The sequence below is a fragment of the Arthrobacter sp. RAF14 genome, assembly GCF_052114185.1.
Lineage (GTDB): Bacteria > Actinomycetota > Actinomycetes > Actinomycetales > Micrococcaceae > Arthrobacter_E.
The window spans coordinates 193,056-216,722 of the sequence record NZ_JBFREG010000001.1; the positions used below are offsets into that span (position 1 = coordinate 193,056).

At 69.0% G+C, this 23,667-nt stretch carries 20 protein-coding genes; 14 read left to right on the plus strand and 6 right to left on the minus strand.

The window, feature by feature from the left end:
* Positions 1–3: 3 nt before the first annotated feature.
* Positions 4–606 carry a GNAT family N-acetyltransferase gene (locus AB4Y75_RS00960; protein WP_441434049.1) on the plus strand — a complete coding sequence of 201 codons (603 nt, stop codon included), beginning with the start codon at positions 4–6 and terminating at the stop codon, positions 604–606.
* 54 nt (positions 607–660) lie between these two features.
* The gene (locus AB4Y75_RS00965; protein ID WP_441434050.1) at positions 661–1,185 is read left to right on the plus strand and encodes a GNAT family N-acetyltransferase; all 525 of its coding nucleotides are present in this window, start codon (positions 661–663) and stop codon (positions 1,183–1,185) included.
* 90 nt (positions 1,186–1,275) lie between these two features.
* Here AB4Y75_RS00965 and AB4Y75_RS00970 read toward each other — a convergent pair whose 3' ends face one another.
* Together AB4Y75_RS00970 and AB4Y75_RS00975 are read right to left on the minus strand one after the other, a co-directional pair.
* Entirely contained in the window at positions 1,276–3,471 is a 2,196-nt protein-coding gene (locus AB4Y75_RS00970; RefSeq protein WP_441434051.1) for a S9 family peptidase, read from the minus strand.
* A 65-nt stretch (positions 3,472–3,536) separates the two neighbouring features.
* Complete coding sequence (locus AB4Y75_RS00975; RefSeq protein ID WP_441434052.1) at positions 3,537–4,784, minus strand: MFS transporter; 1,248 nt, start codon at positions 4,782–4,784, stop codon at positions 3,537–3,539.
* A 231-nt stretch (positions 4,785–5,015) separates the two neighbouring features.
* Between AB4Y75_RS00975 and AB4Y75_RS00980 the strand changes: the two genes are divergently transcribed.
* The 3 genes from AB4Y75_RS00980 (at position 5,016) to AB4Y75_RS00990 (ending at position 6,832) form a co-directional block, all read left to right on the plus strand.
* Positions 5,016–5,828, plus strand: a complete 813-nt coding sequence (locus AB4Y75_RS00980; RefSeq protein ID WP_441435233.1) for an MBL fold metallo-hydrolase — start codon at positions 5,016–5,018, stop codon at positions 5,826–5,828.
* A 153-nt stretch (positions 5,829–5,981) separates the two neighbouring features.
* On the plus strand, positions 5,982–6,263 hold the full coding sequence (locus tag AB4Y75_RS00985; RefSeq protein WP_441434053.1) for a hypothetical protein: 282 nt from the start codon (positions 5,982–5,984) through the stop codon (positions 6,261–6,263).
* Between the two features lie 71 nt (positions 6,264–6,334).
* Complete coding sequence (locus tag AB4Y75_RS00990) at positions 6,335–6,832, plus strand: tetratricopeptide repeat protein (protein ID WP_441434054.1); 498 nt, start codon at positions 6,335–6,337, stop codon at positions 6,830–6,832.
* Positions 6,833–6,961: 129 nt separating this feature from the next.
* Here the strand turns inward: AB4Y75_RS00990 and AB4Y75_RS00995 are convergent, their stop codons facing one another.
* Positions 6,962–8,692, minus strand: coding sequence for an amidase (locus tag AB4Y75_RS00995; RefSeq protein ID WP_441434055.1), 1,731 nt, complete (start codon positions 8,690–8,692; stop codon positions 6,962–6,964).
* Positions 8,693–8,770: 78 nt separating this feature from the next.
* Here AB4Y75_RS00995 and AB4Y75_RS01000 point away from each other — a divergent pair, with 78 nt between their 5' ends.
* Positions 8,771–9,397 carry a TetR/AcrR family transcriptional regulator gene (locus tag AB4Y75_RS01000; RefSeq protein ID WP_441434056.1) on the plus strand — a complete coding sequence of 209 codons (627 nt, stop codon included), beginning with the start codon at positions 8,771–8,773 and terminating at the stop codon, positions 9,395–9,397.
* Positions 9,398–9,425: 28 nt separating this feature from the next.
* Here the strand turns inward: AB4Y75_RS01000 and AB4Y75_RS01005 are convergent, their stop codons facing one another.
* Positions 9,426–10,337, minus strand: a complete 912-nt coding sequence (locus AB4Y75_RS01005; RefSeq protein ID WP_441434057.1) for a phosphatase PAP2 family protein — start codon at positions 10,335–10,337, stop codon at positions 9,426–9,428.
* A gap of 214 nt (positions 10,338–10,551) precedes the next feature.
* On the opposite strand from AB4Y75_RS01005, the gene AB4Y75_RS01010 reads away from it, so the two are divergent.
* The 4 genes from AB4Y75_RS01010 to AB4Y75_RS01025 all read left to right on the plus strand — a co-directional run bounded on the left by AB4Y75_RS01010 (position 10,552) and on the right by AB4Y75_RS01025 (position 15,208).
* Positions 10,552–11,967, plus strand: a complete 1,416-nt coding sequence (locus AB4Y75_RS01010) for an extracellular solute-binding protein (protein WP_441434058.1) — start codon at positions 10,552–10,554, stop codon at positions 11,965–11,967.
* Positions 11,967–12,839 carry a carbohydrate ABC transporter permease gene (locus AB4Y75_RS01015; protein WP_441434059.1) on the plus strand — a complete coding sequence of 291 codons (873 nt, stop codon included), beginning with the start codon at positions 11,967–11,969 and terminating at the stop codon, positions 12,837–12,839. Before AB4Y75_RS01010 ends, AB4Y75_RS01015 begins: the two co-directional genes overlap by 1 nt.
* Positions 12,840–12,847: 8 nt before the next feature.
* Positions 12,848–13,735 carry a carbohydrate ABC transporter permease gene (locus AB4Y75_RS01020; protein ID WP_441434060.1) on the plus strand — a complete coding sequence of 296 codons (888 nt, stop codon included), beginning with the start codon at positions 12,848–12,850 and terminating at the stop codon, positions 13,733–13,735.
* A gap of 99 nt (positions 13,736–13,834) precedes the next feature.
* Complete coding sequence (locus AB4Y75_RS01025) at positions 13,835–15,208, plus strand: glycoside hydrolase family 32 protein (RefSeq protein WP_441434061.1); 1,374 nt, start codon at positions 13,835–13,837, stop codon at positions 15,206–15,208.
* Positions 15,209–15,304: 96 nt separating this feature from the next.
* Here the strand turns inward: AB4Y75_RS01025 and AB4Y75_RS01030 are convergent, their stop codons facing one another.
* On the minus strand, positions 15,305–16,375 hold the full coding sequence (locus AB4Y75_RS01030; protein ID WP_441434062.1) for a LacI family DNA-binding transcriptional regulator: 1,071 nt from the start codon (positions 16,373–16,375) through the stop codon (positions 15,305–15,307).
* Positions 16,376–16,503: 128 nt separating this feature from the next.
* On the opposite strand from AB4Y75_RS01030, the gene AB4Y75_RS01035 reads away from it, so the two are divergent.
* Together AB4Y75_RS01035 and AB4Y75_RS01040 are read left to right on the plus strand one after the other, a co-directional pair.
* On the plus strand, positions 16,504–17,520 hold the full coding sequence (locus tag AB4Y75_RS01035; RefSeq protein WP_441434063.1) for an o-succinylbenzoate synthase: 1,017 nt from the start codon (positions 16,504–16,506) through the stop codon (positions 17,518–17,520).
* 212 nt (positions 17,521–17,732) lie between these two features.
* Positions 17,733–19,766, plus strand: a complete 2,034-nt coding sequence (locus AB4Y75_RS01040; RefSeq protein ID WP_441435234.1) for a PhoX family protein — start codon at positions 17,733–17,735, stop codon at positions 19,764–19,766.
* A gap of 99 nt (positions 19,767–19,865) precedes the next feature.
* Here AB4Y75_RS01040 and AB4Y75_RS01045 read toward each other — a convergent pair whose 3' ends face one another.
* Positions 19,866–21,104 (minus strand): benzoate/H(+) symporter BenE family transporter, encoded by a 1,239-nt coding sequence (locus AB4Y75_RS01045; protein ID WP_441434064.1) that lies wholly within the window; start codon positions 21,102–21,104, stop codon positions 19,866–19,868.
* 22 nt (positions 21,105–21,126) lie between these two features.
* On the opposite strand from AB4Y75_RS01045, the gene AB4Y75_RS01050 reads away from it, so the two are divergent.
* Entirely contained in the window at positions 21,127–21,645 is a 519-nt protein-coding gene (locus AB4Y75_RS01050) for a helix-turn-helix domain-containing protein (protein ID WP_441434065.1), read from the plus strand.
* A gap of 515 nt (positions 21,646–22,160) precedes the next feature.
* Positions 22,161–23,639, plus strand: coding sequence for a C39 family peptidase (locus AB4Y75_RS01055; protein ID WP_441434066.1), 1,479 nt, complete (start codon positions 22,161–22,163; stop codon positions 23,637–23,639).
* The last annotated feature ends 28 nt before the right edge of the window (positions 23,640–23,667 follow it).

A 23,667-nucleotide genomic window follows, 5' to 3' on the forward strand; every position in this document is an offset into this window, starting at 1 on the left:
ACAATGATCCTCGTGCAAAAAATCGCCCCCGTGACGCTGCACGGGAAATACGTCACCCTGGAACCGCTGAGCCAGGACCACGAAGCCGGTCTGGTCGAGGCCGTGCAGGATGGCGAGCTCTGGAATCTCTGGTACACCTCGGTGCCCCGCCCGGAAGGGATGGGGGCCGAGATCGAACGCCGTCTGGCGCTTCAGGAAACCGGCAGCATGCTGCCCTTCACGGCGTTCTCCAACGCCACGGGCCAGGTGCTCGGGATGACGAGTTTCATGAACATCGATCACGCCCTGCCCCGCCTGGAGATCGGTTCGACGTGGAACCGCAGCTCCGCCCACGGCACGGGCACGAACCCCGATTCCAAGTACCTCCTCCTGCGCCACGCCTTCGAGACCGTGGGCTGCGTGGCGGTGGAGTTCCGGACCAACTGGCTCAACCACCAGTCGCGCGAGGCCATCGCCCGGCTCGGCGCCAAGCAGGACGGGGTGCTGCGCAGCCAGGCGCTGACTCCCGAAGGCGTCCTGCGGGACACCGTGGTGTTCTCCATCCTGGCCGGAGAGTGGGCGGCCGTGAAGCGGAACCTGGAGTACCGGCTGGGCAAGGCCCGCTGAGCAGACCGCTGGAGGCGTGACAAGACGCCGCGCGGAATTTGCTTGAATGTGGGGATGCTGACACTGATCCGGCCTCACGCCGACGCCTACGACGCCTGGAAAGACTGCCTGGAGGACTTCGGGGACGGCCCCCTGGACGGCTCCGGATTCAACCAGGAGGCGGCCGCGCCGGATCTGAGTCGTGAAGGATTCGACCGGTACCTGGAGCAGCGGCTCACCGAGGGGGACACCTCGGTGGAGCCGGCTCCGGGACGGGTGCACTGCAGCTACTTCTGGATCGCCGATCCGGAGGAGGACCGGATTCTCGGCTTCCTCGCCATCCGGCACGACCTCAACGATTTCCTGTTCAACTACGGCGGCCACATCGGCTACTCGGTGCGTCCGTCCGCGCGCCGGCAAGGAGCCGCGACCACGGCACTCGCCCACGCGCTGCGCCTCGCGCCCGGCCTCGGCATCGACGACGTCCTGGTCACCTGCGTGGAGGACAACGCGGCTTCCCGCGCGGTGATCGAAGGCAACGACGGCCAGTACGAGGACTCCCGGGACGGATTCCGCCGCTACTGGTTCCCCGTCGGCTGACGAACGCCGCCACGTCGCCCGGAACGCCTGAGGCCCACCCCGACGACGGGGTGGGCCTCAGGCGTCCGTGGATGCGCTCAGCGGGAACGGCTACCGCAGGCCTGCGCCCGGAAGCAGATCGCGCGCACCCACCGCGTCCGCGATGAACGCATAGTCCCAGGCGCGCTCGCGCCACTGCACGTAGCGGCCGGAGGCTCCACCGTGGCCGCCCTCCATCTCGATCTTCAGCACCACGGGCTCGGAGCCGGTGCTCTTCTCCCGCAGGACCTGGACCCACTTGGCCGGTTCCACGTAGAGCACGCGGGTGTCATTGAAGGACGTCACCGCGGCGATCTTCGGGTATGCGGTCTCCCGGACGTTCTCGTACGGCGTGTAGCTCTTCATGTACGCGTAGACGTCCGGATCCGTGATGGGGTTGCCCCACTCCTCCCATTCGAGGGCGGAGAGCGGCAGCTCCGGATCCAGGATCGTGGTCAGCGCGTCCACGAACGGCACCTGGGCCACGATGGCCGCGTACTTCTCCGGGGCCAGGTTCGCGACGGCGCCCATCAGCAGGCCGCCGGCCGAACCGCCGAGGGCGGCGATCCGGCGCGGGTCCATCCAGCCCGCCGAGACCAGGTGATCCGTGGCCGCGATGAAGTCCGTGAAGGTGTTCTTCTTCGCGAGTTTCTTGCCCTGTTCGTACCAGCGCCGGCCGAGTTCGCCGCCACCGCGGATGTGGGCGATGACGAACACCACGCCCCGGTCCAGCAGGGACAGCCGGGCGACGCCGAACGAGGGGTCCATGCTGGCCTCGTACGAGCCGTAGCCGTACACCAGGCCGGGCGCCGTGCCGTCGGCCTGCACCGAGCGGTGCCGCAGCACCGAGAGCGGGATCAGCGCGCCGTCGGATGCTTCCGCCCACTCTCGCGTGGCCACGTAGTCGCCGCGGTCATAGCCGCCGAGCACGGGCTGCTCGCGGCGCAGGAGGAGTTCGCCGGCCGGTGCGTCCACCGTGGGGAGGACGAAATCGTAGACCCGGGTGGGCGTGAAGAAGCTCGTGTAGCCCAGGCGGACCATGGGGGCGGCATAGTCGGCGCCACTCAGGTAGGCCGTGAAGAGATCGTCCTCGAAGCCGGGCTCCACCGGCTCCGCCTGCTGCGCGGTGCCCAGTCCCTCACGGGGCAGGAACTGCACGCGCTCCAGGGTGTCCTGGCGCACCGACAGGACGATGAAGTCCTTCAGGATCGCGGTGCCGTTGACGCGCACCTTGTCGGAATGCGGCACCAGGGTGACCCACTCCTGCTCCTCCAGGGGCCGGGGCAGCTGATCCCAGGCCGCGAACGAGACCATCGAGTTCACGGCGTCCCGGTCATGCGTCAGGAGGACGCCGTCCACGCCATCCAGCTCGAACGGCTCCGCCTCGTAGAGGATCCGCGCGTCCCGCGGGATGACGGTGCGGAGCCCCGCCCCGGGATCGCTGAAGTCCAGCAGGCGCACTTCGCTGTACTCGGAGCAGGAGGACGCGACCACCAGGTGGGTCCGCTCGGCCGACAGGTCGAAGCCCAGCCACATGCCGGCGTCGTCCTCCTGGTAGAGCAGTTCATCCTGCTCCACCGGGGTGCCCAGCACGTGCACGCGGACCTGATGCGGACGCCAGGTCTCGTCCACCACGGTGTAGAACAGGCGGGAGCCGTCCGGGGAGAAGGCCAGGCCGTAGAAGGCGCCTTCGATCATGTCCGGCAGGAGTTCGCCGGTGCGGAGGTCCTTGATGCGGACGGTGAAGCGCTCGTCCCCGGCGTTGTCCACGGCGTAGGCGTAGAGGTGCCCGTCCCGCGTCACGGCCGTGCCGCCCATGGAGAAGAACGGCTGCCCCTCGGCTTCGGCGTTGCCGTCCAGCAGGATCTGCTCGCCCTCCAGCACGACGTCGGCCTCCACCACCGGCGGAGTCCAGTCGGCCAGGGGATCGCCGGAGTCAGCCGCCGCCACGCGGCAGAACACCGGGTAGTCCTTGCCTTCCGCGGTGCGCGTGAAGTACCACCAGCCGTCCTTGCGGCCGGGCACGGAGAGATCCGTCTCCAGCGTGCGGCCCTTGATCTCCTGGAAGATCGCTTCGCGGAGGGGCTCCTGATCCGCGGTCACGGCTTCCTGGTAGGCGTTCTCAGCCTCGAGGTGCTGGACGACCTCGGGGCTCTCCTTGTCCCTCAGCCATTCGTACTCGTCGACGAAAACGTCACCGTGGTGCGAGCGTTCGACGGGAACCTTCCGGGCATGCGGGGGCTGGGGAACCTGTGGTGTTGCGGTCATGACCCCAGCCTAGTGGGACGGGAAGCGGTGGGGAGGGGAGGGACGGTCGGCTGATGGCGAACGCTTCAGGCGGCCGCGAATCTCCGCCATCCCGGGCTCAGGCTGAAGATGGTGGCCACGGCGATAAGGAGACATGCCAACGTGATCCAGGCGGACTGCACCCCACCGAGCTGGGCCAGGACTCCAGCGGCCACGGAGAAGACGGCTTTGGCCAGTCCGGCGCCGGCATTGCGGACCGCCATGTAGCGGCCGATCTGACCGTCAGGGGCGAGCTGGTTGGTGGCGATCTGCATGCCGACCACATGGGCCGTGATGACCAGGGCGGCGACGCCGACCAGGAGGACCGACACGACGGCCGGCCACTGAGGCACCAGGAGCAGGCACAGGACGCCGCCGGTCACCAGGGCGTAGCGCTGGACCATCCTCCGGACCCGGGCCGAGAGCCCGAGGAGCGCTCCGGCCAGGACGCCGCCCAGCATGGCGGCGATGTCCAGCGCCGAGTAGAACGGGGCGGATCCGGGAACGACGGCGTTCGCATAGGAGGGCAGGAGCGCGGTGACGTATTGCAGTGCTCCGCTGCTGGGGATCGACACGAGGAGCACGAGTGCGAGCAGCCGTCCGCCGTCGAGAGGCTGAGATGCGCTCTCGGCGCCGATGGCGGAGGAAGCGCCGCCCGACGACGGCGCCCCACCCTGCGGCGCGCCCGGCCTCACGGTCCGTGCCGGTCCGCCGTCGGGCACCTTGTCCGCCCGATCGCCACGGCCCAGGGCGCGGATGAGCAGGACGCTCACGGCGTACAGCGCACCCGCGGCGGCGAAACACCACGCGGGGCCGACGAGGGCCAGGAACAGGCCGGACACCCCGCTGCCGATCACGCCGCCGATGATCGTCGTCGAGGAGATCCGCCCCTGGACCGCGGGCAGGTCCGGTCGTCCGATGATCTGCCGGAGTGCGCGGGCCAGCGCGCTCTTGTTGGCGAGTTTGGCGATGCTCAGGGCCGCCTGCGAGGCGCAGAACAGGGTGATGAGCACCTGCACGGGCATCTCAGCCACGACGGCGGCCGCCAGCATCAAGGAGAAAACCACGCAGACCCAGTTGGTCCGGCTCAGGGTGGTGATCGCGGAGCCTCGGTCGAAGGCCTGGCGCAGCGCCACACCGGCGATCACTCCGGGGAGGTAAGCGAACGCGTTCACTATGCCGACGATCGACGCGCTGCCGGTGAGATGCAACGTGGTCCACATCAGCGCGACGAGTTGGACGGCCTCCGCGACCGCACCCACCGCGGCGAAGCACGTCAGCGCCCACTTGTGCATGTCCGCCACCTTTCCCGTCCCCGTCGAACCTGCACATTAAGCCATCCAGGACTCACGAAGCCATCCAGGACTCACGTTCCGCGAGTCACAAGGATCATCGGTCCGCCGGGCGCGGCCACCCACATGCGCGCGTGTCTCAGGGAAGCCGAAGGAGGCGGAGGTACGATGAGCGACATCTAGGGAGCAGGCATGCGTGCCTGCTCACCGGCGGTACAGGAGGTTCCCGTGGCGGTGCACGATGTCGGTCTGCGAGATCTGGGGCAGGGCAGTCACGTCCTGACCACGGAGGCGGAGTTTCTCAACACCGGGCTGGTGGTGGGCCAGGAAAGGGCGCTCGTCATCGACACCGGATGCGGCCCGCGGCAGGGCCGGGAGATCCTGGAGGCGGTGCGCCGTGTGACCGATCTGCCACTCGTGGTGGTGAACACCCACGCGCACTATGACCACTTCTTCGGCAACGCCGTGTTCCAGGAGGCGGGGGTCACTGAATTCTGGGCCCATGAGAACACCGCGCGGGCCATCGAGGAATCGGGTGAGGCGCAGCGATCCGCCGTCGAGGTCTTCGAACCGGAGATGGCCGTCGCCGAGGGAGATCTGACGGCGCTGGTGGTGCCGCAGGCGATCGTCCGGGATCAGCCGGTGCTCGTCGATCTGGGCGGAATCAGCGTCCAGCTCTTCCACCTGGGACGCGGCCACACCGACGGCGACCTCCTGGTGGGAACGCCGACCACCCTCTACGCGGGCGACTTGGTGGAACACGGCGGCTACCCGGCCTTCGAGGACTCCTACCCGGTGGACTGGGCGGACGCGCTGCGGCACATCTCGGCGCTGCGCCACCGCTACGAGTACCTGGTCCCCGGGCATGGCGCCCCGATGGACGACGCCGAAGTGAAGACCATGGCGGACACCATGGCGATGGCGGTCCGTCAGGCGCACCAGGCCACGCGCGAAACCCCGGACGACGCCACCAAGGCCATTCCGGTGCTCCCATATGGTCCGGAACAGTCCCGCCACTTCATCCGCAGGCTCCGCGTCACGGCGTGAGGCTCGTGGGCTGCCCGCGCCAAGGACCACCCTTGTCAGCGTGACGGGAGGCCGATAGCCTGAAAGCTCGATGATCGAGCATTTATGGCTGTCGAGGGAAGTAGCCGGCCTGCGTGTTCGGCATCCCTCTCAGGACGGTTCGGGAAAGGGGACATGATGAACGACTCCAGGAATGAAGAGCGGAACTCGGGGAAGCCCGTCGAGCGGCAGGAAGCCGACGACGCCGTGGCGCAGGACGAGGTGACGCCGTCGTCGCAGGGACTCGGCGCAGTGCTCGGCGATGCTGAGCGGACGCCGAATCCGGGTCCGGTCAAGGAACCCAGCCCGGCCGACAAGGCCGCGATCGAGCAGGTCTCCGAGGAGTACGAAGTCGTGCGGACCGAGGATGGCGAGGACTACCTCCAGCCGCGCGAAGGCGACGACAGCCGGAACTGAGTGAAGGTTCTGACCACTGCGAAGGCCGCCCGGGCATGCCCGGGCGGCCTTCGTGCTGGCAGACTACGGGGATGGACGAATCATGGGACCGGCGGATCGAGTCGTTCTGGAACGAAGCCGACGGGCGTGATCCGGACGGCCTCATCGCCCGGATGACGAGCCTCGTCCGGGAGCGTCCGGAGGGAGATCCCGCCGCGCTGTATGAGCTGGCGTCGGTCCATGACTTCCTGGGGCTCGAAACCCAGGCGATTCCGCTGTATCAGGCGGCGCTCGACGGCGGACTGGACGGAGAGCGCAGGCCGCAGGCGGTCATCCAGCTGGCCAGTTCCCTGCGAAATGTCGGCCGCGCTGCGGAAGCGGTGAGGCTCCTGGAGGAGTTCCCGGAGGACGCGACGACCGGCTCGGCGTCGCAGGCCTTTCTTGCCTTGGCGCTGTTCGACGCCGGGCGCTCCCGGGAGGCTCTCCAGGTCGCTTTGTCAGCGCTCGCACCGACTCTCCCGTTGTACTCCCGCGCCGTGGCGGGCTATGCCGCGGAGCTGAAAGAGCCCGGGCATCAGGTGCTTCCCTGAGCTGAATTCGCGGGTTGCGGGTGAGTTCGGGGGAACAATCCACGAACTCACCGCAATCCACGAACTCCGCGGGAGCGAGCGGCCGCCGATCCGATATGCCGTCCCGCCTTGCTCTTGGCCAGGGCCCGCTCAGCCCAGGCGCGGAGTCCGCGGGGGTTCGGTGCGGCGCTCGCCGGTGGCCTCGAAAGCGGCGGCCAGGGCCAGGAGTTCGTTGTCCGAGTAGGCCTTGCCCCAGAAGCTCAAGCCCACGGGCATGCCGATGTCCGCCATGGTGCCCATCGGGACCGTGACCGTCGGGATGCCGAGATGCCGCGGGACCAGATTGCCGTTGGAGACCCACACCCCGTTGCGCCAGCCGAGGTCCGCGGATTCCTCCCGCACGTCCATGTCGGCCGGTCCCACGTCGGCGGCCGCAGGCAGGATCACGGCGTCCAGTCCCAGCTCGTCCATCCATTCCTCAAGGTCCACGCGGCGGGTCTTCTCCAGGCCCAGCAGCCCGGACTCCAGGGTGTACAGCTCGCGGGGGTGGGTGATCGGCCGCTCCGCCACCACGGCCGGGTACTCGGCGATGTCGTCATCGAAGCCCGTGTAGCGGTCCGGCAGCGCGCCTTCCGGGTGCGGGAAGATCGAGGCTCCGTCCACCTGGGTCAGGCTGTTCAGGGCCGGGTCACCGTTGGCGGCGAGGAAGTCGTCCCAGCTCCACGCGGAGAGATCGACGATCTCCTCCTGCAGGTACTCGGGGGAGACGAGGCCGCGGGTCGTGACGCTCGGAGCGCCGGGCCGGTCCGATTCGTAGTTGGAGACCACGGGGAAGTCGACCTCCACCACCTCGGCGCCGGCTGCTTCCAGGTCACGGCGGGCGTCCTCCCACAGGGCGATCACCGAAGCCCGCGTGTCGATCTTCTGCCCCGTGGGGCCGCCGATGCCCCGCGCGGACGGTGACTCGCCCTCGGCGAGGGTGCCGGCGTCGTCGTCCTTGTTGAGGTACATCCGGGGTGCTCCGAAGCGCTTGCCGCGCAGCAGCCCGGCGCGTTCGCGGCGATCCGCGGGGACGAGGGCCGGGTAGGAGTCCGGGCGGACCTCCGAGGAGGCGGGGACGTCCACGAACTCCTGGACGCGCCAGAAGTCGCCGCGGGTCTCGGTGTCATCGGCGACGATGACGTCCAGGACCTCCAGCAGATCGTCCATGCTGCGGGTGTGGGGCACCACGACGTCCATGGTCGGGACCAGGGGCCAGTTGCCGCGCACCGAGATGACGCCGCGAGAGGGGGTGTAGGCGCACAGGGCGTTGTTCGACGCCGGGGCGCGGCCACTGGACCAGGTCTCCTCGCCCAGGCCGAAGGCGGCGAAACTGGCCGCGGTGGCGGTGCCGGAGCCGTTGGAGGAGCCGGAGCCGAAGGCCGCGGTCAGGAAGTCGCCGTTGTAGGGGCTCTCGGCGCGGCCGTAGACGCCGCGCTGCATGCCGCCGTTGGCCATGGGCGGCATGTTCGTCAGGCCCACCAGCACCGCCCCGGAGCCCCGGAGGCGTTCGATGGTGAACGCATCCTTCTGGGCCACCAGGTCTTTGAAGGCGGGGGAACCGGCCGCGGCGGCGAGACCCTTCGCAAGGTAGGAGTCCTTCGCGGTGTAGGGGATGCCGTCCAGAGGGCCGAGGGTTCCGCCGGCGGCGCGGCGGGCGTCCGAGGCCTCCGCGTCGGCCCTCGCAGCGGGGTTCATGACCACCAGGGCGTTGAGTTCGCCGTCGTAGGCGTCGATGCGCGCCAGGTAGGCGTCCAGAAGCTCGACGGCGGTGGTCTCGCCGGAGTCGAGAGCGGCGCGCAGCTGCGCGATGGAGGCTTCGACGACGTCGATGCGGGCCATGGTGTCTCCCTTGAGGGGCGGAAGGAATCTGTTGATCGAGTGATCAATTAGATCCACGGTAGCTAGACTGAAGCCACCATGTCAACGAAAAACTCTCCGGAGACGGAACAGCGGCAGGTGCCCCGAGTGCGCAAGAGCCCCGCCGAACGGCACGCCGAGATCCGGGAGGCGGCCGCCGTCGTCGCGCTGGAAGAGGGGCTCGCGGCGATCACACTGCGCCGGGTGGCGCGCCAGCTCGGCGTTGCGTCCGGGCTCGTGGCGCATTACGAGCCGCGGATCGAGGACTTCGTGGCAGCCACCTTCGCCCGGATCGCCGCGGGGGACCGGGGCGAGGTCACCCAGGCGATGGCCGGAATCGACGACGCCGGCCTGCGGCTGCGCGCGGTGCTCGCCAGTTCGCTGGACTCGGAACGATTGCCGGTCACCGCGGTCTGGGTTGAGGCCTGGGGCCTGGGGCGCCGGAATGAAGCCCTCGCCACGGCTGTCCGCGCGGAGATGGATGCGTGGCAGGACCTGCTCCGGGAAGTCATCCGGGGCGGAGTGAAGGCCGGAATCTATTCGGTGCCGGACCCGGCGTCGGCGGCCTGGCAGATCCTCGGCATGATCGACGGCCTCAACGCCCAGGCCCTGGTGCGCTGGGAAGGAGTGCCGGACCGCCGGGAGCACTTCCTGTCAGCGGTGGAGCATCTGCTCGGGCTGAGCTGACACTCTGCGGCCGGCGCAGGCCCGGGCGCTACCGCCTTGGGCGGCTCAACAGGAGAAGGCCCGCCCAGGACACGGTGTACGCGACGGCGGCACTGGCAGCGACCCCCGACCAGAAGCCGCGCGTGTCCACCCCGTCGCTGCCGGTCATGCTGAGGGAACCGAGCGGGAGCTGCGGGAAGACGAAAGCGGCCACGGCACTCAGCACCGCGATCACGAGAGTGACGGTGGACCAGAAGCGCCGGTTGGACAGTATCTTGGCGGCCCCTCCGCTCACCGGCTCCGGATGCCGGTTCTCATGCACCAGGACGGGGATGGCGGCGAGGGCGGAGACGGTGCCCACCACCAGGAGCGCCGCTGCCACGTCGGCGGGGCGGTGCCAGAGGTTCACCACCGTGGACGCCCCAGAAACGAAGGCGAACGTTCCGCCGAGTGCCGCGGTCAGGGGGCGCCAGCGTGGCGGCACAGCGAGGGTGACCGCCGCAGCGGCGCTCGCCGCCAGTGTGGTGTGGCCGGACGGGAAGGAGTTGTTGCTGGGTGTCTCGACACCCAGCTCCGGCCGGGTGAAGACGGTGTACTTCAGGAGCTGAGTCGCCAGGTTCGCAGCGACCGCGGTGATCACGGCCCAGAGCGCCGGCGTCCAGCGTTTCCCGATGAAGGCCACCAGGCCCACGATGATCGCGGCGAGAATGATCGAGGCCGCCGGAAGATTGTCCAGGATGGCCGTGGTCACCGTGTCGAGCCGGCCGCCGCCCATGCTCTTGGCCTGGGCGAGACCCACGGCATCGACGGTCTGCCCGTCCACCGTCCGGATGAAATACCGATACATCCAGAGGATTCCGAGTGCTCCCAGGACGGCGCCGAAGGCCAGGGCGAGCGGGCGCCAGGCGGAGCCGCGGCTTCGGCGGGCGCTCCGGTGCTCGAGCGTGCTGATCGGTGACATGGTTCCAGCCTGACACAGGAATCTGGAAGCCGCCGGAGTGGGCGCGGCCAGGTGCGCACGATGGCGCGCCCCGCCGTCGTGCGCCAGGAAGCGTGACGGCTGTTTCCGCAGTTCAGCGACTTGACAAAAAGTGATCCTTGACACAAAGGGCAGGCGGAACCTAATCTACCTAACACGTGTTAGGTGCGACGCAGCACCAGGAAAGGTACAACTCATGGCAAGCAAAGTGGGAGCGGTCGGGGAGATCACCCGTCGCGCCGCGCTCGGCGCCCTGGGAGTCGGAGTGGTGGGGGTGACAGCGGCGTCGTGGCCGCGTCTGACCGCAGCCGACATCCCCGGCCGGGGCGACAACAGCCTCAGCATCGTCATTCAGGGCACCAAGGCGGATGCTGCCGCCCGCGAGAAGCTCGTGGCCGACTTCAACAAGGTGCACCCGGACATCAAGGTCAAGGTCCAGGCCATCCAGTCCGTGGACTGGAAGGACTTCTTCGTCAAGCTCCTGACCATGGTGGCCGCCGGGCAGTCCCCGGACCTGGTCTACGTGGCCACGGAAGGCACGCAGCTCTTCGCGGAACGCCTGGCAGAACCGCTGGACCGCTTCGTCCAGCGCGACGCCGCGGTGCTCCAGGAGTACTTCGACGACGTCCACCCCAGCCTGGTGGAGGCGATGATGTACAAGGGCAGCCTGTACCAGCTTCCGCTGGACTGGAACGCCGCCAACATGTACTTCAACACCTCCGCCCTGAACAAGGCCGGACTGGAGCTTCCCCCGGAGGACTGGAATCACCTGGACTTCAGGAACCTGCTCAGCTCCATGAAGCAGGCCAACGGCTCGGACTTCACCCCGTATTACTGGACCAACCGCCTCTTCGGCGGCGTGGTCCCATGGCTCTACATCAACGACACCAGCTTCCTGAAGGAGACCAAGGCCACCGGCGGCCGCTGGCTCTGGGACGGCTTCTACAAGAAGGACCCCAGCAGCAAGATGCGCGCGGGCGGTTCGCTCTGGGAATCCCCCAACGCTCTCGACCCGCGCGTGGAGGAGTCCTTCGACTTCCTGCGCGGCCTGGTCAAGGACGGCCTGGGTGTCCGCCCCGAGGAAGGCGGCGGCAACTCCCTGGTGGGTCTGTTCGCGTCCGGCCGCATCGGCAGCACGCCCGCGGGCGGTTACTGGGTGGAGGGCCTGCACGAGGCGGGCATGAAGGAGGACCAGTTCGACGTGTCCTTCTTCCCGCAGTGGCGCACGCAGCGTCACCAGTTCGGCACCGCCGGCTACGCCATCATGAAGACGGCCAAGGACAAGGACGCCGCCTGGGAGTTCGTGAAGTGGGCGGCCTCCAAGCCGGCCATGGAAGTCGCGTTCGCGCTGCCGACCACCACCCCCACCCGGCGCTCCATGGTCAACGAGGCGCTGTACTCGGGCAAGGGTCCCAAGCACTGGAAGGTCTTCTACGACACCCTGGACAAGTTCCCGTCCACCGGTCCCATCCCCGCCCCGCCGCAGCAGGCCGCCGTGGAGACCGCATTGATCAAGAATGTCTCGCTGGCCGTCTCCGGAGACCAGGCCCAGCTCAAGAACGCCATGAAGTCCCTCGAGCGGGATCTTGACCTGGCCCTCGGGAGGAACTGATGAAACAACAACGCTGGCTCCCGTGGGTCTTCCTGGCCCCCACCATCGCGGGAATGGGCATCTTCACCCTCATCCCGATCGTGGCGTCGATCGTCCTGGCCTTCTTCCACTGGGACATCATCTCCGCTCCGCAGTTCGTGGGCTTCGCCAACTTCGCCGAAGTGGCACAGAGCCCCACGGTGCAGGTCTCCTTCGTCAACACCATCGTCTTCGTGATCGTGGCCGTGGCCCTGCAGCTCGGCATCGCTCTCGGCCTGGCGGTCCTGGTCACGGAAAAGCTCCCCAACTGGCTCCGCAGCTTCTTCCGCAGCGCCCTGTTCTTCCCGCTGGTCCTCTCCGCCGCCTCGGTCTCCATCTTCATGAAGTACCTCTTCAATGAGAAGTTCGGCGTGGTGAACTGGATCCTGTCCCTGCTCAACATCCCCTCGGTGCCCTGGCTCACCAGCCCCACGGGCTCGGCGGCCGTGATCATCCTGGTCTACGTGTGGCAGAACTTCGGCTTCTCCTTCCTCCTCTTCCTGGGCGGCCTGGCCTCCATCCCCACCGAGACCTACGAAGCGGCGTCCCTGGACGGCGCCACCGGCTGGCGCAAACTGGTCCAGATCACCCTGCCTCTCCTGAGCCCCACCACCCTGGTGGCCTCCGTCATGGCGATCATCTCCGCGCTCCAGGTGTTCGACCAGCCGTACGTCCTCACCGGCGGCGGACCGGGTGACTCCACCCGCACCGCGGTCATGGTGATCTTCGAGACGGCCTTCCAGCGCCTCGAATTCGGCCAGGCTTCGGCCCTGGGCGTCATCCTGACCATTTTCATCATGCTGATCACGGCGGCGCAGTTCCGTCTCAGCAAGCGCTTCGTCTTCTACCAGTGAGGCCTGCCATGACCACCACCCAGACTCTCCGGCCCCGTGGCACCTCCACCGTGGACCCCACCCCGAAACCCCGCCGCCGCATCGACTGGGGCATGACCGGACGGATCGTCATCCTGGCGATCGCCGCCGTGTTCACCATCGGTCCGGTCCTGTGGACCCTGTCCACCTCGCTGCGTCTGCCGAGCGAATCCTTCAACCTGCCTCCGAGCTTCATCCCCTGGAACCCGGACTTCACCTCCTACGCCCAGGTGTTCAAGCAGCTCAACATGGGCCTGCTGGTCCTGAACAGCGCACTCGTCACCGGCCTGGTCGCACTGGGCCAGATGGCCTCGGCCGCCCTGGCCGGGTACGCCTTCGCGCAGCTGGAGTTCAAGGGCAAGAGCGCCCTGTTCTCCGTCATCCTGGCCACCATGATGGTGCCGCTCCAGGTCACGATCGTCCCGGTCTTCCTCCTGATCCGCGGCATGGGCATCTCCGACACCCTGCTGGCTCTGATCATCCCGGCCATCCCGACGGCGTTCGGCACCTTCCTCATGCGCCAGTACTTCCTGGGCCTGCCGCCGGACCTTGCGGAAGCCGCCGCGATCGACGGCGCCACCCCGTGGCGGACCTTCCGTTCCGTGTACGCCCCGCTGGCCATGCCGGGCCTGGCGATCGTGGGCATCCTCGCGTTCAACTACCACTGGAACGAGTTCTTCCGCCCCCTGATCATGACCATCTCGGAGCAGAACTTCACTCTGCCCCTGGGCCTGGTCTCGCTTCAGGGCAACATGGGCACCGGCAGCATCTCCGTGGTCCTGGCGGGCGTGATCCTGTCCATGATCCCGGCGTTCGTGGTGTTCATCTTCGGCCAGCGCACGCTGCGCGCCGGCCTGACCTCCGGCATCGGCAAGTAACCACTGTTCCGGCGGACCTGGTCCCTCCTCGGCCACGAACACCTCGTGGCCGCGGAGGGACCCACTCGTCTCCCCGCACCTTCCCGAAAGGACCCCTCCGTGACCCAGCCTCTAGCCCTCTCCTTCGCCAGGACGGCGGCGGAGCACCCCGATCCGTACTTCCCGCGGCTCCACCCCCGCCCGGCGCAGGGCTGGATCAACGACCCCAACGGCGTCAGTCACGTCAACGGGCGGTACCACGTGTTCTTCCAGTACAACCCCGAGTCCGCACGGCATCACCGGATCCAGTGGGGCCATGTGAGCAGCGCGGACCTGGTGCACTGGGACGAACATCCCGTGGCGCTGAAGCCTCAGGACGGCGGCCCGGACGACTTCGGTTGCTGGACCGGCGTGGTCACGGTCGACGGCGGTGTTCCCACTGCGGCGTATTCCGGTGTCCGCGCGGACGGCGGCGTCTCCCAGGTGGTGATCGCCCGCGGTTCCGAGGACCTGGTGAATTGGGTGCAGACCGGCCATGTGGCGGCCTCCATGCCGGAGGACCCCCAGGTCACCGCCGTGCGGGACCCGTTCTTCTTCGAGTTCGAGGATCGGCGTTACGCCATCCAGGGCGCAGGCCTGGCCGATGGCCGCGCCGCCTTGCTCCTGTACCGCGTGGAGGACATGGACTCCTGGGAATACCAGGGTGTCTGGCTCACCACGGACAATCCCGTCAACGCTCCGGCGAATCTGGCCGAGATCTGGGAGTGCCCGCAGCTGGTCCGCATTCCGGACGGCGAGGGTGGGACCGCCTGGCTGGCCATGTTCTCCCTCTGGCAGAAGGACGATTTCCACGAGCACGCCCTCGGAACCGGCCACCTGGTGGGCCGCATGACCGCGGACCCGGAGACCGGGCTGCCGGTGTTCACCCCGCTCTCGGGCGGCAAGTCGGACCTCGGACGGGACTTCTACGCCCCGCAGATCACGCAGCTGGCCGACGCCGAGGACGGCACACCCCGTGTGCTGCTCTCCGGCTGGGCCAACGAGGGGCCGGGGCGGGATGGCCGACGTGGCCGCACCCAGGAGGAGATCGACGCCGCCGGCTGGGCCGGAGTGCTCACGCACCCCCGGACCCTTCGTCTGGTGGACGGCTCGCTGGAGGTGGCACCCTTCGGCGAGGTGGACGCCTACCGTGCCGGCGAGCTGCGCTTCGCCGAGCAGGCGGTGACCCTGCCCGCTCAGGGTGAGGCGTCCGTCGTCGCGCGGGTGGCGGCCACGGTGACCGTGAGCCTGGGTGAGACCGTGCTGGTCCGCGAAACGCTGGACGCGGGCCAGGAGCTGCGCGTGTTCGTGGACGCCTCGCTGCTGGAGATCTACCGCAGTGGCGGCGTCGCGACCACGCTGCGGATCTACCCGCAGCCGGGGGAGGAGCTCCGCGTGGAGTTCGACGGTGACGCGCTCGCCAGCGCCTGGAAGCTGGCCCTGCCGGAGGTGTGAGGCACCGCGTCAGCCCGTTGAGTGCTCAGTTGTTGCGGGTGATTCCGCCAGGAACCCGCAACAACTGAGCACTCAACTGCTTTAAGGTCAACTGTTTCAGGCCGGGACCGGTCCGAGGGAGCCGCGGTCCACGAAGCGGCCGCGGATGAGCTGCTCGCCCTCCAGGACGCTGCGGTCCGGTGGCAGATGGTTGGAGGACTTCCGGGCCACCCGAGGCACGGCGGACAGCAGCCGCGTCATCGCGGCGGCGCCGATCTCCCGCAGCGGCAGGGCCATGGTGCTCAGCGCGGGGGCCATGGTGTCCGCGATGCGCTCCTCGTCGTCGTAGCCCACGATCGAGACGTCCCCCGGCACCTGCAGGCCGAGCCCGCGGGCGGCGAGCACGGCCCCGACGGCACAGCGGTCGTTGGCGCACAGCAGCACGGTGGGACGCTGCTCCGCCGGAACCGACAGGACCGCGGTGGCCGCGGCGAAACCGTCCGTGATGTCCCAGCCGGCGGGCCGGACGGCATCCTCGGGGAAGGGCAGACCGGCTTCGGCCATGGCCTGGCGGTACCCCGCCAGTCGTCGCTGGGAGGCTGGGTGGCTGGGCGGCCCGGTGAGGAAGGACAGCCGGCGGTGACCGTACGAGAGCACGTGCCGCAGGGCCTCAGCGCCGCCCCAGATCTCATCGGGCAGCACATTGCCCACGTGGCCGGGGCCGCGGGAGTCGAAGCAATTGGCCAGAATGGACGGCGCCTTCTCCATGCCGGCGGGCACCTTGAGCTCGCGCAGACCCACCGTGACGTACATGAGCGCGTCCACGTGCCGGTCCAGCAGCGTCTCCACGGCGCTGACATCACGCTGCTCATCCAGTTCGGTGTCCAGGCCCAGGGTCACGAAACCCTGCGTCCGGGCCACAGCGTCCGCGCCCGCGATGATGTTGCCGTCCACCGGGCCGGAGATGACACGGTCGGAGACGATCCCGATCACACTGGTGCGCTGATTCCGCAGGCTCAGGGCCACCGCGTTGGGCTTGTAGTTCAGTTCCTTGGCGGCCTGCCGGATCCGTTCCTGGCTCTCACTGGCGATATTGCCGTCCCCGTGGCCGTTGAGCACCAGGGAGACCGCGCTGCGGGAGACCCCGGCGAGTTTCGCCACATCCTGGGCGGTCGCCTTGCGCTGCATCCAGATCCTGCCTTGATCCCGGCCCGCCGCTTCTGCGCGGGGTTCCCCCCAAGTTTAGCGAGCCGTCGCGCAGCGCTCGGCAGCGGGCTGTGATCGGAGTGTAAAAAACCGCGCGTAGAGTCGGAACCATGAGCCACAGCATCGCCCCGCTGAGCGAGGGCATCCCCACCCTGGATGAACTCCTGAGCACCGCCCGCGTGGTCACGCTGCCCCTCCACGTGAAGTTCCGCGGCGTGACGCATCGCGAGATGGTCCTCGTCCAGGGGCCCGCCGGCTGGGCCGAATTCGGCCCGTTCCTGGAATACGACGACGCCGAATCCTCCCGCTGGCTGGCCGCCGGCCTGGAAGCGGGCTGGCTGGGCTTCCCCACACCGCTGCGCACAGAGGTCCCGGTCAACGCCACGGTGCCCGCCGTCAGCCCGGACAAAGTCCCGGCTGTCCTGGGGCGCTTCGGACCCGTGACGGCCGTCAAGGTGAAGGTGGCGGAGAAGGGCCAGGAGCCACAGGAGGACATCGACCGGGTCCGCGCCGTCCGGCGGGCTCTCGACGCGGCCGGGCTGCGGGACGCCGGGATCCGCGTGGACGCGAACGGGGGCTGGGACGTGGAGACCGCCGTCGCGCAGTTGAACCGGCTGGCCGAGACCGGGCTCGAGTACGCCGAGCAGCCCGTGATGGGGATCGACGGCCTGGCCGAGGTGCGGTCGCGGCTGGGGGGCGCGGTGCTGATCGCTGCGGATGAGAGCGTGCGGAAGGAGGACGACCCGCTCAAGGTGGCCCGGGCCGGCGCTGCGGATCTGCTGGTGGTCAAGGTCGCGCCGCTGGGTGGAATCCGCAAGGCCCTGAACATCGTGGAGCAGGCGGGGCTGCCCGCCGTGGTCAGCTCAGCGCTCGACACCTCCGTCGGGATCAGCGCCGGGGTGGCGCTGGCTGCGGCCCTCCCGGAGCTGCCGTTCGCCTGCGGGCTCGGGACCGTCAGCCTCTTCCGGCAGGATGTGGTGCGGGACGCCCTGACGCCTCGGGGAGGGGTGCTTCCCGCAGGTCCGGTGGAGCCCGACCCGGAGCTCCTGGATCGTCACCGTGCCTCACCGGAACGCGAAGCCTGGTGGCTGGAACGGCTGGCGCGCTGCCACGCGCTGCTCGGCTGAACATTCCGGTCGCCGCATATTCCGGGCACTGCACGAAACCGGCTGACCTGGAGGGACTTCGCAGGCCCTGAGGGCCGGGAGTGCCGTTAACCGGGAATTCACAGGATGCTGGCTGGCAGTTCAACCGGCGGTGGGATTCTCCAAGGGATCACCCGAACCCTGGAGGTACCGTCGTGTCCGAATCCCGTACCCGTTTCCTTGAACTCCTGCCGATGGCAGGCCACACCCGAGGCAAGCGCAGCCCCATCACCTGTGCTCTCAAGTGTGACAACGCCTGCTCCGGCGAGGTCTGCAACACCAGCCGCAATGACTACTTCCGGGACATCGCCTCCTCGGCGATGTCCCGCCGCTCCGCCCTGGGGCTGGGCGCCGCCGGCGCGCTCGCCGTCGTCTTCGGCAGTGCTCTGAACGGCGCGGCTCCCGCCGAAGCGTCCGCGAACCTGGCTCCGGCTGCGAAGGCCGGTTACGGCAAGTCCCACCTGCGCTTCAGCGCCATCAAGCCCGTCGACGCCGCCGTGGACGAGTTCACGGTGCCCCGCGGCTTCACCTGGCAACCGGTGATCCGCTGGGGCGACCCGCTGTTCAAGGACGCCCCGGTGTTCGACGTGAACCGGCAGAGCGCCGCCGCCCAGGCCCGGCAGTTCGGCTACAACAACGACTACTCGGACATCATCTCGGTCCCCGGCAGCAACGGCCGCCGCGCCCTCCTGTTCGCCAACCACGAGTACACCAACGAGAACATCATGTTCTCCCCGGAGACGCCGGCCGCCGAGGCCCGGGCGATCGGCCGCGCCGCACACGGCCTGAGCGTCGTGGAGCTGGAGCGCCGCAACTCCACCAAGCCGTGGAGCTACATCCAGGGCGCGCGCCGCAACCGCCGCTACCTGATCGACACCAAGTACGAGCTGACCGGCCCCGCCGCCGGCAGCGCGCTCGTGAAGACCTCCCGTGACCCGGAGGGCCGCTGGATCGAGGGGACGCTGGGCAACTGCTCCGGCGGCACCACCCCGTGGGGCACCATCCTCTCCGGCGAGGAGAACTTCAACGGCTACTTCGTCGCCCCCGGAACCTCCGCGGAGGAGAAGCGCTACGGCCTGGGCTCCAAGCCGACGGCGCGTGGCTGGGAGCAGGACGACCCCCGCTTCGACACCCGCAACCCGGGTTTCGAGAACGAGGTCAACCGCTTCGGCTGGATCGTGGAGGTGGACCCCTTCGACCCGACGTCGACGCCGCGCAAGCACTCCGCGATGGGCCGCTTCAAGCACGAGGGCGCCAACGTGATCGTGGCGCGCTCCGGCCATGTGGTCGCCTACATGGGCGATGACGAGCGCTTCGACTACCTCTACAAGTTCGTCTCCAAGGGCAAGTACCGTGAGGGCGACCGCCGCCACAACATGACGCTGCTGACCGAGGGCGACCTGTATGTGGCCCGCTTCACCGGTGACTCCCCGGCCGCCGAGATCGACGGCACCGGCAAGCTCCCGTCCGACGGCGCGTTCGACGGCTCCGGCGAGTGGCTTCCGCTGGTGGTGGACGGCCGCTCCGCCGTCCCCGGTATGAGCGTCGAGGAAGTCCTGGTCCACACCCGCCTGGCCGCCGACAAGGTCGGCCCCACCAAGATGGACCGCTGCGAGGACGTCCAGCCGAGCCTTCGCACCGGCAAGATCTACGTGGCCTGCACCAACAACTCGGACCGCGGCAAGCCCGGAAAGGAAGGCCCCACCGAGACCAACCCGCGCAGCCTCAACCGTGACGGCCACATCGTGGAGATCACCGAGCGCGGCGACCAGACCTCCACGCGCTTCGCCTGGAACCTGCTCCTGGTCTGCGGTGATCCCGCGAGGAACGGCTCCACCTACTTCTCCGGCTTCCCGAAGGACAAGGTCTCGCCGATCTCCTGCCCGGATAACGTGGCCTTCGACTCCGTGGGCGATCTGTGGATCTCCACCGATGGCGCTCCGAGCACCATCGGCTACAACGACGGCCTCTTCAAGGTCACCCTGGAGGGCCCGGAGCGCGGCAAGGTGGAGCAGTTCCTCTCCGTGCCCCGCGACGCCGAGACGTGCGGCCCCGTCATCCACGACCGCGACCGCACGGTCTTCGTCTCGGTGCAGCACCCCGGCGAGGAGGGCAGCTGGGAAGAGCCGCACTCCTACTTCCCGGACTACGTGCCCGCCGGTGTGAAGCCCAAGCGCGGCCAGGCGCGGGCTCCGCGTCCCGCCGTCGTGCAGGTGCTGCCGCGCTAGTGGTCGAGCGGCGCTGAAGCACAGCCGCTGAGGCACCACGGCTCAGGCACGCCTCGGGCCCCGGAACTGATGTTCCGGGGCCCGAGGCGTTGAGGGGGTCTACTTGTCGCTGCCGGTGAGAACGGGCTCCTCCGCCGGCGCCGGGCCAGGGGTCGGATGATGGCGCTTGCGGAGGAACTGCACGAGGAGCCCGGCTGCCAGGGCCCAGCACGCCGAGCTGAAGCCCCACGCCGAGAACCCTGATGCTGCGACGATGAAGGTCACGCTCGACGAGTCCCAGTGGGCGCGGTCCGCGACAGCGCCGGCGATCGCGGACGCCAGGGTCCCGATGAGGGCCACCCCGGACAAGGCCGCGAGCACCCCCGCGGGGGCGGCGAGCATGATGACGGAGAGGCTCGCCGCACTGAGCCCGAGCAGGATGTAGGTGACGCCGGCGGACACTCCGGCGATCCAGCGGCGGTTCGATGGCCCGGCTTCGGGTCCGGCGGCCAGGGCTGCGCTGATGGCCGCGAGGTTGACGGCGTGCCCTCCGAAGGGCGCCGCGATCAGGCTTCCGGCACCGGTGGTCACGATCGCCGAGCGCCAGGGAACCTGGTAGCCGAAGCTGCCCATGATCGCCGCCCCCGGGATGTTCTGGGACGCCATCGTGATGAAGTACAGCGGCAGCGCGATCCCGGCGATCGCCTGGAGGTCGAAGACCGGCGCGACGAACTCGAGGCGCGGGATGAACGCGGAGCCGCTGAGGTTCACCGCCGACCCGCTGGCACTGGCCGCGACCACGACGACGGCGACGGCGAGCGCGCCGGGCACGGCCCACCGCGGCCGCCACCAGCCGATCAGGAGCCACGCCGCGAGCACCGGAAGGATGGCGAGGGGGCTGCTTGAAAGTTCCTTGAAGGGGGCGACGCACAGCGGCAGAAGGACCCCGGCCAGGACCGCCTGGGCGATGTGAGGCGGGATTCTGCCGACCAGGGAGGCGAGCAAGGGCCACAGCCCGGTGAGGGTGAGCAGCAGTCCGCAGACCAGGAAGGCGCCCACCGCCCCGGGCCAGCCGCTGGGAAGCTCGTGCACGCTCATGAGAAGCGCCGCACCCGGCGTCGACCAGGCCGCCACCAGCGGGATCCTGTGATGCCAGGACAGCAGCAGGGAAGCGGCTCCCACCATGAGGGTGACCATGATGAGGCCGGAGGTCGCCTGCCCCGGGGTGGCGCCGACCGCTTGGAGGCCTCCGAGCACGACGGCGAACGTGGCGGCGAATCCCACGACAGCGCACACCACGCCGGCGGTCAACGGAGTGGCGAGCCCCGAGCGAGGCGTTCCATCTACAGAACGTTCCATATGTGGAACGTATCATGGTGAGATGACATCGCTCAATATCGGCCGCAATGTGCTGGCCCTGCGGGAGGCACGGGGGATGACACTCACCCACCTCGCCCGGGAGGCCGGGATCGGCAAGGGCACGCTGTCCGAGATCGAATCGGGCAAGCGCAACCCCACCGTCGAGACGCTGTACTCCTTGTGCGCGCCGCTCAACGTCCCACTCACCGCCCTCGTGGGCGAATCGCCCGGAGCGATCTCCGAGTCGAGCGGCGGGATGCGCACCACCCTCTTGTCCGTCCGGCGGAACGCGCGGCACACGGTCGAAGTCTTCATCATCGAGATCCCGAAGGGCGCTGCGCACACCTCGCCCGGCCACGGGCCTGGCGTGATCGAGCACCTGGTGGTCACCGAAGGCGCCCTTCGGGTCGGCCCGGTCGGCGAGACGGTCACCGTCGAGGCGGGACATTCCTTCACCTGGACCAGCGACGACCGACACCACTACGCCAGCCCGGGGGGTTCCGGAGAAGGCGTGCTGACGATCATGACTCCGCTTCCGTAGCGCGGCGGACGCGCCTGCCGCGCAGCCGACGTCGTGGTCCCGATCCTGTGGTGAGGCGCAGGCCGAGCAGATTCCCTGGCTTTCCCGCCGGTTTTTCTGGAAGATGGATGAACAATCCAGGGCGACGTGACGTTGGGGGCGAAATGGTCGGCAGTCGGGTTCAGAGGGATCGCAGGGCGATCCCGGGCGTCATGCGGGCCGGTTCCGTCACTCTGTGCACCGTGGCGCTGACGCTGTCGGCGTTTGTGACCGGCCCGGCCGCGCAGGCACTGGATGAGCCGCAACCGGGCGTATCCTCCTCGGCCGAGGTGACCCCGGGGCCGGCACCGAGCGAGCCGCCGGCAGGTGAACCCGGTCCCGGAGAGAGCACCTCTCCTGGCCCTGCACCGTCCCCCGACCCGACGGCGACCTCCGCACCGGCACCCCGGGTCATTCTCCCGGGCTCCGTCACTCTGGAAGGTTCGCCGGCCTCCGGGCATTCGCTCAAGGCGGTGGTTGCGGGCTGGGAACCTGATGTGGTGGTCACCTTCCAGTGGCTGCGCGACGACACCCCTGTCGCTTCTGCGACGGCCGCGGACCACACCATCACTGCTGCCGACGCCGGAACGAAACTGAGCGTGCTCGTCACCGGCACCCGTGAAGGCTCGGAGCCGGTCCAGGTGGAGTCCGACCCGGTCACGGTGCCGGGCGAGCTGCCCGGTGGCACTCCCACGGTCACGGGCCGCGCGGTCCAGGGCGACACCCTGACGGCGTCGCCCGGTAGGTGGCCGGCCGGCTCGACCCTCAGCTACCAATGGCTGCGCAATGGCGCGGAGATCACCGGAGCCACCCGGCCGACGTACGTTCTGACGTCCGACGACGGCGGGCAGAAAGTCTCGGTGCGGATCACCGGCGCCCTGGCCGGCTACCAGGAGGGCGTGAAGACGTCCGCCCCCGTGTCGGTGCTGAGGCTGATGGCGACGTCGGCGCCGACACTGGCGGGGACGGTCAAAGTCGGCTCCGTGCTGACCGCCCAGCCCGGCGCCTGGACGGCCGGGACGGCATTCACGTATCAGTGGCTGCGCGACGGGGCCCCGATCGCCGGCGCCACCCGATCCAGTTACACGGTGGGTTCAGCTGATGTGACCAAGTCGGTTGCCGTGCGGGTCAGAGGGGCGAAGGCCGGTTATGCCGCGGCGACAAGGGCAAGCATCCGCGGCGTGATCGTGCCGCGGATGCTGAAGACCGCGGCGCCCAGTTACACGGGGCAGACGGTCCTGGGCGAGGTGCTGCTGGGAAGGGCCGGCGTCTGGACCGCAGGAACCTCGTTCCGGTACCAGTGGTACCGGAACGGGATCGCGATCCCCACCGCGACCGGGTTGAACTACAAGATGGTCTCCGCGGACCTGGGCAAGCGCCTCATTCTCCGCGTCAGTGGCACGAAAGCGGGGTACGCGCCGGACACCCGCCTGAGCGGAGGGTCCGCAGCGATCCGGCGCCCGGCGCCCGTGGTCTGGCGGCAGAATGATCCCCGCTGGGCGAACATCCGCGTGGGTGTCAGGCTGATCGGACCCTCCGGCTGCGTCCCCAGCGCCACCGCGATGGCGCTGTGGTCCGAGGGCATCAAGACCACCCCTTACGGTGTCGCGCTGACGATGAACCGTCTGGGTGACTACAACCGCACCGTCTCCGGGGCCGGTTCGCGCTCGATCGTCGCGGCCGCCAAGTACTACGGGGTGAAGGCCACCCCGATCACGAACGTCGCGGCTCTGCGCGCTTCGTTGAAGGCCGGTCACTCCGTGGTCGCGCTCATGCGTGGCCCGGCATCCATCACCTGGCCGGGCACCACCCACGCCATCACGCTCTCGGGCTACTCGAGCAGCGGCGCCACCTACGTCCGCAACCCCTACGCCGGCACGGTCAACGACTGGTATCACCCCGACACGCTCTGGTTCTATCAGTCCCTGGACCCGTTCGACCGCAACGCCGGGGCCGTCTTCTGGCAGATCGGATAGGGAGGGGCCGGATCGACGGGTGACCGGC